Annotated in this window: 11 protein-coding genes; 3 read left to right on the plus strand and 8 right to left on the minus strand. The window is 62.8% G+C overall.

The window, feature by feature from the left end; genetic code table 11:
• Nucleotides 1-122: 122 nt before the first annotated feature.
• The 3 genes from ABDB81_RS19800 to ABDB81_RS19810 form a co-directional block, all read right to left on the minus strand.
• Nucleotides 123-581 (minus strand): DUF2846 domain-containing protein, encoded by a 459-nt coding sequence (locus ABDB81_RS19800; protein WP_346813010.1) that lies wholly within the window; start codon nt 579-581, stop codon nt 123-125.
• A complete protein-coding gene (locus ABDB81_RS19805; RefSeq protein WP_346813011.1) occupies nt 578-961 on the minus strand; it encodes a hypothetical protein in 384 nt (127 codons plus the stop codon). The genes ABDB81_RS19800 and ABDB81_RS19805 overlap by 4 nt, the downstream gene beginning before the upstream one ends.
• Nucleotides 962-1,364: 403 nt before the next feature.
• Nucleotides 1,365-2,165 (minus strand): SDR family NAD(P)-dependent oxidoreductase, encoded by an 801-nt coding sequence (locus ABDB81_RS19810; protein WP_346813013.1) that lies wholly within the window; start codon nt 2,163-2,165, stop codon nt 1,365-1,367.
• A gap of 77 nt (nt 2,166-2,242) precedes the next feature.
• On the opposite strand from ABDB81_RS19810, the gene ABDB81_RS19815 reads away from it, so the two are divergent.
• Complete coding sequence (locus tag ABDB81_RS19815) at nt 2,243-2,836, plus strand: TetR/AcrR family transcriptional regulator (RefSeq protein WP_346813016.1); 594 nt, start codon at nt 2,243-2,245, stop codon at nt 2,834-2,836.
• Between the two features lie 8 nt (nt 2,837-2,844).
• Here the strand turns inward: ABDB81_RS19815 and ABDB81_RS19820 are convergent, their stop codons facing one another.
• The 5 genes from ABDB81_RS19820 to ABDB81_RS19840 form a co-directional block, all read right to left on the minus strand.
• Nucleotides 2,845-5,454 carry an autotransporter outer membrane beta-barrel domain-containing protein gene (locus ABDB81_RS19820; RefSeq protein WP_346813019.1) on the minus strand — a complete coding sequence of 870 codons (2,610 nt, stop codon included), beginning with the start codon at nt 5,452-5,454 and terminating at the stop codon, nt 2,845-2,847.
• A gap of 228 nt (nt 5,455-5,682) precedes the next feature.
• On the minus strand, nt 5,683-6,561 hold the full coding sequence (locus tag ABDB81_RS19825; RefSeq protein ID WP_137925585.1) for a flagellar brake protein: 879 nt from the start codon (nt 6,559-6,561) through the stop codon (nt 5,683-5,685).
• A 102-nt stretch (nt 6,562-6,663) separates the two neighbouring features.
• Complete coding sequence (locus ABDB81_RS19830; RefSeq protein WP_346813023.1) at nt 6,664-8,343, minus strand: site-specific integrase; 1,680 nt, start codon at nt 8,341-8,343, stop codon at nt 6,664-6,666.
• Between the two features lie 96 nt (nt 8,344-8,439).
• The gene (locus ABDB81_RS19835; RefSeq protein ID WP_346813027.1) at nt 8,440-9,387 is read right to left on the minus strand and encodes a response regulator; all 948 of its coding nucleotides are present in this window, start codon (nt 9,385-9,387) and stop codon (nt 8,440-8,442) included.
• Nucleotides 9,371-12,760, minus strand: a complete 3,390-nt coding sequence (locus tag ABDB81_RS19840; protein WP_346813029.1) for an ATP-binding protein — start codon at nt 12,758-12,760, stop codon at nt 9,371-9,373. The genes ABDB81_RS19835 and ABDB81_RS19840 overlap by 17 nt, the downstream gene beginning before the upstream one ends.
• 106 nt (nt 12,761-12,866) lie before the next feature.
• Between ABDB81_RS19840 and urtA the strand changes: the two genes are divergently transcribed.
• Complete coding sequence (urtA, locus tag ABDB81_RS19845) at nt 12,867-14,129, plus strand: urea ABC transporter substrate-binding protein (protein WP_160473818.1); 1,263 nt, start codon at nt 12,867-12,869, stop codon at nt 14,127-14,129.
• Between the two features lie 23 nt (nt 14,130-14,152).
• On the plus strand, nt 14,153-15,067 hold the full coding sequence (gene urtB / locus ABDB81_RS19850) for an urea ABC transporter permease subunit UrtB (protein WP_137925581.1): 915 nt from the start codon (nt 14,153-14,155) through the stop codon (nt 15,065-15,067).
• Nucleotides 15,068-15,095 lie beyond the last annotated feature (28 nt).

The following is a 15,095-nucleotide window of genomic DNA, read 5'->3' on the forward strand; positions in this document are numbered from 1 at the left end:
TCAGTCTGATACGACGATCGCGTTAGGCAGCCGACATTGCTATAGGACGTGTACGAGTCCTCGTGGATGCTGGATCGGGAGGAAAGCCACCAAGCCCCGCTCCCGAAACCCGCGCCTGTAACTTACTTGGCTGCGGTCTTGACCGGCGTACCGGTATAGCTCAGCGAAGACAGTTCTTCCTTCGCTTTTTCGGGCGTCTCGAGTTCGAGCACGACACGGCCCACCATCAGGCCCATCGAGGGCGAGCTACGCACGTATTTGGTTTCGCCGGCATCGAGCACGAAGCTGAGCGTCTTCTCGGTTTCCGTGGCAGCCGCGGCAACATACTTGCCAGCCGGACGATCGACGAAGAAAAAGCCACCTGGCTTGGATTCGCCAACGACTTCGTTGTTCAGACGGATTTCGGGCTGAATGGCAGCGCCGAACATCGATGCGGAGCGCATGAAGTAGACGCGCCCTTCTCCCGCCTTCACCGTCGGCATCGATGCAGCCATCTCGCTATGCTTGACTCCAGAGGCACAGCCAGCCAGCAGCGACGTAACGGCTACTGCGGCAAACATCATGCGTGCGACCCGTTTCATTGTATTTCTCCTGTTGTAATGGGAACTGCAGTGGAAAGGGGTGAGTAGCTCTGCTCACCCGGAAGGTAGAAACCGACAAGCCGTTTGTCCTGAATGACGAGATACGCCTCGTGGACCTGCCGGCCTTCGATCGTGAACACTGTGTCTGCGGGCCGATACACGGTTCCCTGCGCCAAGCGCCCGGCCGGTTTCCAGACCGAGCTCTGCGCAAGGGTGCGCGTGTAGCCGGTATCGAGACGAACTTCCGCGTTGCTTTCAAAGCGGACGGCTCGCACGGATGCGCCATCGGCGAGCGGTTTGAGTTGCACTGGGGCGGTCTGGACCATCGGGGCACAACCCGCCAGTGCCAGCAGGGCGAGCAATAGAATTCGCATCTTCATCGATCGGCTACCGTGGTGTCCTGCGACAGATTGCGCAGGTGTATGTCATTGGCATGCCGGTGAAGATAGCAAATCGCACCACTGCATAAAATGCCGTCACCTCCAACCGACGGAATTCGTATGAAAAGCGCAACGCGTGCCGAGCCTGAGCAGGCACACTCTATTTGCGAGCGCTTTCAAGCATAAATCGCCACAGGCAGGCATAGACCGTGCGTAAAAGGCTTATGGCGCCCCTCGATCTAAAGATATCCCGCCATGACGCCGATATATGTTTCTTATGAAGGCAATTCCTAGGCTGCACGCATTTTGTCCTTTCTTCAGCGTCCCCTTCCGAAGCAGGGTTGGCTAACGCTCTCACCGCCTGCCCCACCGCTTCTGCTCATCGACGATGGGAGGCCGTACGTCAGAACACGGAACGAATCGTGCCACCATCGACGCGGATCGTGGCGCCGCTCATGTAGTCGGCATAGGGACTTGCCAGGTAGGCGACTGCTGCCGCGATCTCGTCGGGACGGCCCAGACGGCCGATGTCGTTCGGGACCATGTCACGCACACAGCCACGCTCGATGTCCTCCCATGTATCGCCCCATCCGTGCTGCGGCGCGATTGTCTCCAGCAGCTCCCGGACCGCTGGCACCAGAATCGCGCCGGGCGCCACGATGTTCGACGTCACGCCGGAATCCTTGAGATCGCGCGCCAGCGAGACGGCCAGGTTGTGTCGCGCAGCGAGCGAAGCGTTGTAGTCAGGCTGCATCGGGATCGGCTGACCGGCGAGTCCTCCGCCGATCTGGATCACGCGGCCCCATCGGGCTTCGCGCATGGCAGGCACCAGTCGCTGAATCATGCGCACGGCGGACAAGACGTTGACGTCATAGGTCTCGATCCACTTGTCGGGCGAGGCCGTGCTCCAGTTCAGATGATGGTAGTAGCCCGCGTTGTTGACCAGGATGTCGACATGACCGCCCTCTTGCGCCGTGGCGGCCACGGCGTCGGCACCAGCATCTGTCGCCAGGTCGCCCAAGGCGATTTCAACCAGACCACCCGCCTCCGCAATGTCTGCCGCAACGGCCTTTGCACGATCGTTGCTGCGGCCATTGACGATCACGGTCGCGCCCTCCGCCGCCAGAAACTTCGCAATCGCCTCGCCCAGTCCGGCAGTCGATCCCGTGACCAGGGCGCGCTTTCCTTTCAGTTGAAGATCCATGTGGATGATTCCTCGATGACACCAAAGTTCTACGAGTGTATACTTCACAAATCAAAAAATCTACGACTGTTTGATTTATGAAGACACTCGGCAAGAAAGGGGCTGCCACGCGTCAGGCCATCCTCACGTCAGCGCGCCAGGCGTTCACGGAATCGGGCTATGACATTGGCGTACGAGATATCGCGGAGAAAGCGGGGGTGACCGCGATGCTGGTCAATCGCTATTTCGGATCGAAGGAGGAACTGTTCGAGGAAGTGGTGGACGTGGTCCTGTCGACGCCGGGCATTCTCACGGGGGATGTCATGGAGCGCGCGCCCGATGTATCGACGCTATGCCGCGAGGCTGCTGCCGCCCTGGTGGCGAAGACGGCGCCAGACCTGACGCCGATGGATGGATTCCTGATCATGCTGCGATCCGCGAACAACAAGCTGGCCACGGACATCCTGCGCAGGAAATTCGAAACGCATTTCGCCAAACCGCTCGCCTTGCTGCTGCCGGGCAAAGACGCGGGTCAACGGGCCGCGATGTTCTTGTCCGTCATTGCCGGCTTCCAGGTCATGCGGCAAATAGTCGAACTGGCCGCGTTGACGCAGGCCGACTCCAATCAGTTGGCAGCAAGACTGGAAGCGGTATTTGAGTTGCTCATCATGGATGGCCCGCGCAGCGCGTAGCTCCCGCCTCAGAACCTGGCGCGCAATCCAGCCATCAACTGCACGCTGTAGCTATCGCCGAAGTTGCGCAGTGGCGTGTTGACCGATGCTTCGGCATAGACCATGGTTCGGTCGTTGTTCCAGGCATAGCTGCCGCCCACGCCTGCCCCCGTCCAAAGGCGGTTGTCGCGCCGCAGGAAGGCAACGTCTGCCACATTGACGCGGGCGGCATCGAGGAACTCGTAGTTCAGGTTGAAGATGCCGTACACGTTCCGGCTGCGCGATTGCGTGGACGTTTCCTGCCAGCGGTTCTTGTGATCGATGGAAATTCCGGCGCGACCCAGCAGGCTCTTGCCGTTCTGCGAGGACACCCGCGCGCCGAAGCGGTCGGTAAAGTCATCGAAGCTGGTCTGTGACCACATCAGTTGCGCCTGCGGCGTCAACGTCAGCGCGTTGCCGACTTCGGTGCGCTTGCCCAGTTCCAGGCTGAACGCCTTACCGTCGCCGTGATTGCCACTGGCCATGCGGCCAGCCAGATCGGAATTCAGGTCACTGCGATACCACGTGAACTGTGCCTGCGCATCGGCATACACGCCATTCGCGCCATACCAGGTCATCGTGCCGCCCAGGCCGTATCCGTCCGTATTGACGCGGCCATCGCCGCTGGGGGAGCGTGCCCGCGCGTTGCCCCGGACGTAGGTCGCAGCCAGGCCAGCCACCAGCGCACCCCCATCGCGCGCCTGCCACAGCGCGTGGTCAGCCCCCGCCTGCACTCGCCAGACGTCGGTGTCCACCGCCGTGCCGCTGGTGGAGTGCTTCGACGATGAGCCACGCAACTCGCCTTCGGTACGTGCCCATGCACCCGTGCCGCCTGCGAGGCCACCTTCGGTCCACTGGCGGCTGCCCACCCGCTGCTGAAGCGTGGGCAAGCGCGTGATGGCCTGCAGGCTTTGCGCGTAGGCTTCGTAGACGGGCACACCGGGTTGGTACAGCGGCTGGACGGCAGAGACTGTCTGCGTCGTATCCGATGGCGGCTGGGTCGAGGCGCTGTCGCTGGGAGCCACCTCCGCCACGGTCGAGCGCAGATACCAGTCGCCATCCGTCGGCGTACTGTTGCCGTTCTTCTGCAAGGTATAGGCGTAGGCGCCTGCCACGACAGCCTGCCTGCCCCGGAACGTGTAGTCGCCGCCGACCAGCGTGAAGCTGCCGGCCGACGTGCCGCCGACATCAATGACCTTGATGCCCTCGACGGTTTGCGCCCCGCCGCCGCCCACGTTGATCACCCGCACGTTAGTGCTGCCGCTGGTGTTCCCCGTGACCACCAGCTTGTCCGTTGCGCTGTTGTCCCCGCCCAGTACCGACTCGATCTCCAGCGCGCCGCCGTTGCCCGCGTAGTTGCCGGCCACCGTCAGCGTACCGAGCGAGTTGCCAGGGGCAATGGTCCCCGCATTGGTGGTGTTGCCGATGATGCCGCTGCCCTGGAGCCGCGCCGCGCTCAGCACATCCATCGATCCGCCCAGGCGTCCGTTGACAGCCAGTGTGCCGGACTGGACGGTGGTGCTTCCGGTGAAGGCGGCGCTGTCGCCCGTCATCACGGTCTTGCCTGTGCCTCGCTGGACAACGGCGCCGTTGCCGCTCACCGAGCTGTCGAAAGTCCAGCTATCGGCGCGTTGGAAGGCGAGTGTGCCATTGGCGGTCACATCGCCCGTGATGCTGCCCCCGCTGCCGCTGTTGCCGAGTTGCAGCGTGGCACCCGATGCAATCGTTGTGCCGCCAGCATATGTGTTGGCGCCCGAGAGCACCTGTGTGCCGCCGACGATGCCGAGGCCGCCCGTGCTCTCGATGTTGCCGCCGAACACGGTAGCCGAACCATTGGTGATGTCCAGCCGCTTGTTGCCCATCACTACACGACCGTCCCCAGACAAGCTCTGGATGGTCGCACTGCCTGGCGCCACGCCCGATGCATCGAACACGGCGCCGGACTTGACGTTGACCTCGCTCGCGTTGGCGAAGGAGCCGCCACCGGTCAGCACGACACTGCCGGCATCGACGAACAGCCGGCCGATGTACTCATGCGCCGCCGTCGTGGCGAATACGCCAGCGCCTATCTTGACGACATCACCCTGCCCTCTGATCGCAACACCCAGATCCGTGCGATTGACGGCGTTCACCATATCGAAGGTCAATGTATGGCCATTGAGATCGATGCCCTTCCACAGCCCGGCCACGGTGAGGCCATTCGGCATCGTGTACCCACCGCCGTTGACGTTGGTCGCGCGAATGGAAATGTCGTTCTCGAGCACGGTGCGGCGGAAGAATGTCTGCATCGTGATGGCGCTGTCGTTCTGCACGCCCACGCCATCGGTGCCGTACAGATGCACCTCCGGCATCGCCTCATTGTCGAAACGTGACACCACACTGCCATCGCGAATCCATACGGAGCCGATTTCTATGGCAGGGCCATTCAGGAAGTTGATCCGGGTGGCGGAAGTGCCGCCAAGAATCGCGCGGTCGTTGCGCCCGGGCGCTGCGCCGCCCGTCCACGACCCGGTGGCCGACCATGCAGCCAGCGTGCTGCCCCGGAAGACGATGTCCGCACCCAGCGCCGCGCCCGATCCCGACAGCGCGGCAGCCGCCATCAGCAGCGAGACGCCCTTTGCAACGGGAGAACGCCGTGGAAGATCAGAAGACGAAGGAAATGCGGGACAAACGGGGAATGCGGGGGATGCGGGGGATGCGGGGGCTTTCTTGTTATGAATCGACATCGCTTGTGTACAGCCGGGAGAGAGCCCGCATGGTAAGCGCTAATGTCGCAAACGTATCTAAATCGCTACATTTACTGTGGTTTTTGCCACACCTCGCTGTCGCTACAGCCCGCCCGGCTTTCCCCCCGGCCGCATCGTCGCATTCTCCAGCAACTGCTCGTGGATATACGAATGCAGCAGCAGCGCCTCACGCTCACCGTACGCATCGAAGGCCACGCCGACATGGTGGAAGGGGTCGGCGGGGTCCGCGTCGGGATCTTCGCGGGTGCAGCCTTCCACCGAGAACTTCTTTTTGAGGCCGGCGGCGCGTAGCGTGAATTCCAGCCTGACCTGTACGCCGGGCTGGCCGAGTTCGCTCGATGCGGTGGAAACGGACGCGCCGCCCAGGCTCAGGTCGGTAATCAGCACGGTTTGCGGCGAGCCTGTGCCATCGGCAGCGGATAATGCGCCCACCAGTCGCACGGGCACGCGGATACTGCCGCGCATTTCGCGCGCGTCGAGGTGCTGAATATCGCCAAGCATCCAATAGGGGAATGGCGACCGGGACGTTGCCTGAATGCGGGCGGAGAAACTATGAATGCTGGTGCCCGAGAATCCACGGAACAGCACCGTTTCGCCATCGGGGATTTCCGGGACGGGATTACCGGACAAACTCGGCCATCCGATAAAAATCGCGCCATCATGGAAACCGATCAGGCGGCTGACCGCAGCGCGATTTGGGTCGGCCGGGCGTTTCACGTGCAGCAGCGTGCCAATCAGCAGTCCATAGCCATCGTGCCACTGGGCGCTGGGTGCGTCGGCACGCAGGGGCGCCATATCGCCGGCCCAGAAGCAGCGGCCAGCCTGGAGCACCAGAACAAGTTCCTCGGCTGTGCGGAATACCGTGCCTTCATCGGCCACGGGAAAACCCAATTCATCGACCAGCGCCGACTTCAGCGGACTGCCCAGTTCGATATCCCCGGCCTGCACTTCCCTGCGCATTGGATGCACTTTTCATCCCTTTCGAATAATTCGCTACTTTAGATAGTCTTTGTGTCTTTGTCAGGTACGCGCTGGTTAACGCTGATATGCCGCGCGTTTTAATCAGCCGAACGCCGATTCCATCTGGCGCGCACGCTTGACGCTGTCGCCGTGCAGATACAGCGAGGTCGTGGAGACCGAGGCGTGGCGCAGATTGTCGCGCACCGTCGTCAGTTCCGCACCACGTGCCAGTGCATGGGTGGCGTGGGTGTGGCGCAACCAGTGCGGGCTGGCCTTGCGCAGTTTCTCGGCAGTAGCCGGGCGCTCGGCTTCGAGCTGCTCCGCCGCCGTGGCGAAAAAGCGCTTCATGACCATCCACAAGCGCGCACCGGTGATGCCGCCGCTTTCATCGGGACCGAGGCTGCTGACCAACGGCGTAGCGGGCTCCCACAACGCCCGGGTGACCGGGAGTTGCCGCTCGACGAGGTAGCGATCCAGCGCATTGCGCGCCAACGGCGGCAGCGCCACGCGGCCGGCCTTGGCCCCCTTGCCGACCAGATGCAGCCAGTGATCGCCATGCACATCGGTTTCGATACCGCGCAATGTGGCCCCCACCAGTTCGCTGGCGCGCAACCCCGTGGCATACGTGAAGTCCAGGATAAAACGCAGCCGCTGCGCAGCCGGTGCATCCCAACCGTACGACCACTCCAACCCATCGGCAATGCTGCGCGTGATCATCCACTCGCCTTCGGAAAACGCATGCGAGACGTCGAGTGCGGCGGTCTTGGCGCCACCGCGCACTTTCAGGCCGGCGAACGGATTGGCCAGCACATAGCGTTGCTGAACGAGCCATCGGAATAACGCGCCGATGACTTGCAGCGCATAGGCAGCGGATCGCGGTGACACGGCATCGGTGAACGGTTTCCAGTCCGCCGCGCTACGTGGCCGGGCCGGTCCCACCCAGCGCTCGCGTGGCGACGGTTCACGCAGGAAATTCCGATAAGCGGTGGCATCTTCTGTCGTCAACGATGAAAGCGGACGGCCTTTCTCGATGATGGCCCACAGAATCAGCCGCTCGGCTTCCTTGCGATACGCGCGCTGCGTGGCCGGCGATTCGTGCAAGGCCAGCCATGCCTGCACCGCCGCGTAATCGTTGTCCGCAGAGAGCGAAGAGGTTTCGCGCGGCGCGCGGAACTGGCCCAGCGAACCATCCACTTCATGCGGCAGACGCCCCATCTGCTCCCACGGCACGATCATCCCGCGTGGTTCGGCGGCAATCATCGCGCGTGCCCGCGCAGTCAACTCGGGATGATCGGCAAAAAACGCTTCGATACGTCGCGCGCCATTCGGCCCCAGCCCCGGAATCGTGGCCCACCACTGCCTGCGGCGTGGAATGCGGACAGTCAGGTCCGCCAGCGTATGAATGTCCTGCGCACGCAGCGCCTCCACAGCAGCCGACGCGAGCCACAGCCCGATATCGTCGGAGATCGCCGGCAGCGGCGGCGGCAGTTTGCGCAAGGTCTCGATCGCCTGATTGGCAGCCCTGCCCTTCTCCGATCGCTCCGACGCCGACATCTCGAACAGCACCGCCAGATCCTCGCGCAGCCGGTATCGCGCATACGCGGCAAGCTGCCGACGAATACCGCCGAGAATCCCGCGCGAAGACTGCCCCTGAAGCCGATCCGCATCCAGATACTGCGCCACCGCCGCCCGCGTGGACAACCCGGCATGCCAGGCGCGCAGCATCGCCAGTTCGGCAGCGTCGGGGAAATCGAATGGATGGGGATTTGGGCGGCTTTGCATCCGCCGGATATTATCACCCGACCATATGTATTGCGATAACTTTTCTTATCGCAATATGCTTGCCATCGCTGACAACTCGTCGCGCACGGAAGCGCTTCAGGAAAAAGCCTGAGTGTCCCGCTCGATCGATACCCCAATCGGCCGCACCTGCCGCTGCGCTGCCGCCACGGCTGCCGTGCGTGTTTCCACGCCGAGCTTTTCGTAGATGTGCTCCAAGTGCTTGTTAACAGTGCGCGGACTCATGCCGAGTATTTCGGCCACGTCGCGGTTGGTCTTGCCGCGTGCCACCCAGGCCATGACTTCGGCCTCGCGCGTGGTGAGCGATGGTGCGGATGCCGGCGACGGTTCGGTGCCTGTCGCGGTGGGGTTGCCAAGTTCCACCACCGTCCATTCGGAAGTTTCTCCCGTCAGACGGCGCAGATGCAGATGGTCGATCTCGCACTGCCCCGTGCCTTTGAGCGTCTGCATCACGTCGATCAGAGGCGGCGGCAACGCCATGCCCGGCGCCGGCGTCTGCCAGCCTTGCGCAGTCAGAAGCTGCGTGGCTTTCGCATTGCTCCAGAGCCAGCGGCCATCGGAGCCCGCTGCGAACATGGGTGTCTCGCTGCGCATCAGCGCCTCGCGCGCACTGCGCGCCAACCTTGCCTTGCTGCTGTGGGCACGCACCCGCGCAATGACCTCAGCAATGGCGATGGGTTTGGTGACGTAGTCGCAGGCGCCGACTTCAAAGCCTCGCACGATGTGTCCCGTATCGCCCAGGCCCGTCATGAAGATCACTGGCAGGTCTGCGTGACGATCCATCAGCGCCTCGCACGTGGCGAAGCCATCCATGCCCGGCATGTCCACATCGAGTAGTACCGCATCGGGTGCGAAGAACGACAGTGCATCGAGTGCTGCGTTGCCGCTCGATGCTTCATGCACAAGCATGGATTCCGCACCGAGCGCGCGGGTGAGAAAGCCGCGCGCGTCCGGACTGTCGTCCACCACCAGCACACGCGTTTCGACGGCGTTCGAAGCAAGTTGGAGATCAGGTTCGATTTGCATGAAGAGCCTCGCCAAGAGATGCAGTCAGTGCCGCCGCATCGGTGCGTGCGAGCGTCAGCATCTGCTGCGCCCACACGGCCACGTTGCCGCCGCCTTCCACTAGTTCCGTGAGATATGCTTCCGCCGCGCGCAGGCGCCCCGTGGCGCCCATCGCCAGCAGTTCGCGTAACGTGTCGGGCGCTGGCGGCACCGACGACAGCGTTGGCACCGCTGTCAGCGCGCGATGCACGATCTCGATCAGTTCCGCCTCGCGCACCGGCTTGCTGACAAAGCCGAGGTAGCCATGCAACTGCCGCGCTTCCTCGGTGTTCTCGTGCGCATTGGCGGAAACGATCACCACCTGGGGCGGCGGCTGTTCGGCGCGAATCAGTCGGCACAGATCCCAGCCCGACGCATCGGGCAAATTCAGATCGAGCAATACAAGATGCGGTCGCCATTCACGAACCACGGACAACACGGCTGCGCCCTCATCCAGTTCCTGCACCGTCAATCCAAATGGCGCGAGAAAGCCGCGCAGCACGGCGCGATGGGCGGCGCGATCGTCGACGATCAGCACGCGCGCATCCGCAGGCAACGGTTCGGACGGCATGGCCTTGCGTGGCCTTACCACCGCCGCGACGGCTGGCAGATAGAGACGCACGCGGAACTCGCTGCCTTCGCCCGGATGGCTATGCACGCGAATGTCTCCGCCCATCAGGTCCGCCAGCAGCCGCACGATGGCCAGCCCCAGACCGATACCTTCGCGGTCGTCATGCGGCGTGCCACGTTCGAATGGATCGAAGATCCGCGCCTGATCCTCGGGCGGGATTCCCGCTCCGGTATCGCTGACGCGAATCGTGGCGAGTTCGCGTTGATGCTGCACGGTCAGCGTCACCGAGCCGTGATCAGTGAACTTTATCGCGTTGCTGACGAGGTTGATGACGATCTGCCGCAGCCGCTTGGAATCGCCATGCACATGCGGCGGCAGCTTGCCCACCACGCGGTAGTGAAACGCGAGGCCACGCGCAGCGGCCAATGGACGGAACATGCGCACGAGATCGCCGAACAGGGATTCAAGCGAGACGGCTTCCTGTTCGAGCCGCAGCTTGCCCGCCTCGATGCGCGACAGCTCCAGCAATCCGTCCACCAGACTGGACAGGTGTTCGCCCGCACGGCCAATCGTGCGCACATCCTCACGATATGTTCCTGGTAGTGAAGGTGCCCGCAAGAGCAACTGTGAATAGCCGAGAATCGAGTTCAAACCGGCGCGCATCTCATGGCTCATGCCGGTAATGAAGCGGCTCTTGGCCACGTTGGCTTTTTCCGCCACTTCCTTCGCATGCTGCAGCAAGGCATCGGTCTGACGGTGCGCATCGATTTCCTTCTGCAGCAGCACGTTCTGGCGCTCCGATTCCTCCTGCGCCACCGTGCGGCTCTCGTTGACCAGCACCAGCCACCATGCCGCCACTGCCGCGAACAACGTGAGTCCCGCGCCAATCTTGAGGAACAGCGCACCGCCGTTAGTGCCCGCCATCGCCAGCGGGTTCGACAACTGTTCCTGCGTATAGAACAGCCATAGCAATGTGCCAAACGCGAACACCATCCCGGCGAGCACCAGTACGAACTGGCCGATACGCCGCGCCGTCACGGGTGGCGTGCCGGCCGGAAGCAGCCGCGCGAGTGCCGTGGCAATCTGCTCGGGCGCACTCGCTCCCGGCTTGCAACGGTCTCCACATCGCGCATCGAGCGTGCAGCACAGGGAACAGATCGGGCCGCGATACGCCGGGCAACCGGCCATGTCCTCTCGTTCGAAACGATTGCGACAGATGATGCAGCGGATCACCGCGTGGCGTGCGCCGAAATCCACTGGCACGCGCGCCATGAAGAAGCGGCGTTGCGTAACCAGTGCGATGAGCGGCGGAAGCACCGTTGACAGCAACAATGCCAGACCAATTGACGCGGGCCGCAGCGTATCGCCGAAGACGCCCAGGTGCATCAACAAGGACAACGCCGACGCCAGCGCCATGCTGCCAAATCCCGCCGGGTTGATATCGAACAGGTACGCACGCCGGAACTCGACATGACGCGGCGACAGCCCCAACGGCTTGCTGATCACCAGATCGCCGAAGATCGCACCCACCCACGCCACGGCAAGATGCGCATACAACGCCAGCACCTGTTCCATGGCCTCGAAGACGCCCATCACCATCAGCATCACGGCAATCAGCACATTGAACGCCAGCCACACCACGCGGCCCGGATGGCTATGCGTCAGCCGCGCGAACACGTTGGACCAGGCCAGCGATCCGGCGTACGCATTGGTGATGTTGATCTTGGTTTGCGAGACCAGCACCAGCAGGCCCGTCAGCACCACGGGCAGCCACGCGGGCCAGCCTTCGCCCAATCCGCGCGCGAAACCGGCGAGATACATCTGCGTGGGTTCCAGCGCATGCGCGATCGGCAATTCCGCCTGCAGCACGATGAACGCGAGGAACGCACCACCCGCCATCTTGGCCGCACCCAGCACAATCCAGCCCGGGCCTGCTGCAATCAACGCGCTCCACCAGCGCACGCGATTGCTGCGCGTGAGCGGCGGCATGAAGCGCAGGAAGTCCACCTGTTCGGCAATCTGGCCGATCAATGCGGCCGCAACGGTTGCAGCCGCACCGAAGGCGGGCCATGAGAAGCCATCCGCATCGGCCAGCCGTCCGTTCAGTGTCAGGAACGCACTGTAGTGCTGCGGCTCGCGCCAGAGGATCAATGCGTAAGGCAGCACCAGCAACAACAGCCACAACGGTTGCGTCCAGAGCTGGATGCGCGACAGCAGCGTCACGCCATGCATCACCAGCGGAATCACGATCACCGATGACAGCAGGTAGCCGAGCCAGCGTGGCATGTCGAACAGCAGCTCGAATGCCTGCGCCATGATGGCCGCTTCCAGCGCGAAGAAGATGAATGTGAAGCTCGCATAGATCAGCGAGGTAATCGTGGAGCCGAGATATCCGAAGCCCGCGCCGCGCGCCAGCAGATCCATGTCCAGACCATCGCGCGCGGCGTAGTAGGAGATGGGCAGGCCGGTCAGGAAGATCACCAGGCTCACGGCGGCAATCGCCCACATGGCATTGGTAAAGCCATAGCTCAGCGTGATGGCCGCACCAATCGCTTCCAGCGCCAGGAACGCCACTGCACCAAAAGCGGTATTGGCCACCCGAAACGCGCTCCACTTCCGGAACGACCGTGGTGCATAGCGCAGGGCGTAGTCCTCCAGCGTCTCGTCGGCAACCCAGCGGTTGTAGTCGCGCCGGATCTTGCTGATGCGCTGAACGGGCTGGGAGGCAATCGGCATGGCGTGGAGGCGGACAAGGTCGAACCCGACCGGGGATGCAAGACGCATGCCTTGCCGTGCGTACGTTGAATGACGTATATCGCGCTACGCAGGTGCGCCGCATGATCCGCTCAACGCAGCACCCACCCTCACCTGCCGCCAAGGAGCGTTGAACATGCGTGACAACAAAGACCAGCCGCTATCGTCGAATCGCCGCCGCCTGATGCAAGGGCTGGCCGCCCTGCCCGCACTGCCGCTCGCTGGCATGACTGCGCAGGCGCACGGCGCCAACCTGCCGACCTCCGCGGTCAATACAACCAAGCTCGCCGTGACCGATACCGAAGTCATCGTCGGCCAGCTTCATTCCGCCACGGGGACGATGGCGATTTCTGAAACGGGTTCGATCCAGGCCGAGCAACTTGCCATCGATCAGATCAACGCAGCAGGCGGCGTTCTCGGCCGCAAGATCAAGGTGATCAAGGAAGACGGTGCCTCGGACTGGCCCACCTTCGCCGAGAAATCGAAGAAGCTGCTCGTCAACGATCGCGTGGCCGCCGTGTTCGGCTGCTGGACGTCGGCATCGCGCAAAGCCGTGCTGCCGGTCTTCGAGAAAGAGAACGGCCTGCTGTACTACCCGACGTTCTATGAAGGGCTGGAACAGTCGAAGAACGTTATCTACACGGGTCAGGAAGCCACGCAGCAGATCATCTGGGGTCTGGACTGGGCCGCCAAGCAGAAGAACGCCAAGAGCTTCTTCCTGATTGGTTCGGACTACATCTGGCCGCGCACGTCGAACAAGATCGCGCGCAAGCACATCGAGAATTTCCAGAAGGCCAAGGTGGTGGGCGAGGAGTACTACCCGCTGGGTCATACCAACTTCAACTCGCTGATCAACAAGATCAAGATCGCCAAGCCCGATTGCATCTACGCCATCGTGGTGGGCGGCTCGAACGTGGCGTTCTACAAGCAACTCAAGGCAGCGGGTATCACGGCGGACAAGCAGTTCCTGCTCACGATCTCCGTGACCGAAGACGAAGTGCTGGGCATCGGCGGCGAGAACATCGCTGGCTTCTACGCGGCCATGAAGTACTTCCAGTCGCTGGACAACCCCAACAACAAGCAGTTCGTGGATGCCTTCAAGGCCAAGTACGGCGCAAAGTCCGTGATCGGCGATGTGACGCAGGCAGGCTACCTTGGCCCATGGTTGTGGAAGGCCGCCGTGGAAAAGGCTGGCAGTTTCGATATCGACAAGGTAGTGGCGGCATCGCCCGGCATCGAACTCAAGACCGCGCCCGAGGGCTACGTGAAGGTCGATACGAACCATCACCTCTGGAGCAAGACGCGCGTGGGACTGGCGCAGCTTGACGGCCAGTTCAAGGTGGTAGCGGAATCGCCGCAACTGATTCCGCCGAACCCGTTCCCCAAGGGCTACCAGTAATCCATCCACGCGGGAGCACGGTCATGAATCTCTCCGACATGCTGAATATTGGCCTGATGCAAGGCTTTGCCGGCCTCAGCCTGTTCTCGGTCCTGCTGCTGATGGCATTGGGACTGGCAATCATCTTTGGGCAGATGGGCGTCATCAACATGGCCCATGGCGAGTTCATGACCATCGGCGCCTACACGATCTACCTGGCCTCCACCACGGTGGAACGCCTGGCGCCGTCATGGATGGGCTGGTATTTCCCGCTGGCAATCGGCGCGGCCTTCGTGTTCGCGTTCGCTGCGGGATGGCTGGCCGAGTGGGCGCTGATCCGGCATCTATACAAGCGTCCGCTCGATACCTTGCTGGCGACATGGGGTCTCTCGCTCGGCATGCAGCAGCTGTTCCGCTCGACCTTCGGGCCGAAGGAAGTCAGCCCCACGCTGCCCGAATGGCTGATGGGTTCGTGGGCACCCGCCCCCGGACTCGATATTCCGATCAACGGCTTGTTCGTAATGGCATTGACGCTGGCCGTGGCCGGGCTGGTGTGGCTGGCACTGTATCGCTCACGATGGGGCTTGCGTGTACGCGCCACCACGGCCAATCGCGCCATGGCCAATGCGGCGGGCATCAACACCAAGCGCACGGATCGACTGACCTTTGCCATCGGCTGCGGCATTGCAGGCGTGGCCGGCGCGGCGTTCACGACGATTGGTTCCACCGGCCCTACGAGCGGCGCGCTCTATATCGTCGATTCCTTCCTGGTGGTGACGTTTGGCGGTGCGGCAAGTCTGGCGGGCACCGTGGCGTCTGCCTTCGGCATCGCGCAAATGCAATCGATCAGCGAGTTCTTCCTCACGGGTTCGATGGCACGCGTGCTGACGCTGCTGCTGATCGTGTCGATCCTGATGATTCGTCCGCAGGGACTGTTTGCACCGGCGGTGCGACGTTGATGTCCCCGGCTTACCTGCTTGATCACGG

Source organism: Cupriavidus sp. DL-D2 (assembly GCF_039710735.1).
Classification (GTDB): domain Bacteria; phylum Pseudomonadota; class Gammaproteobacteria; order Burkholderiales; family Burkholderiaceae; genus Cupriavidus.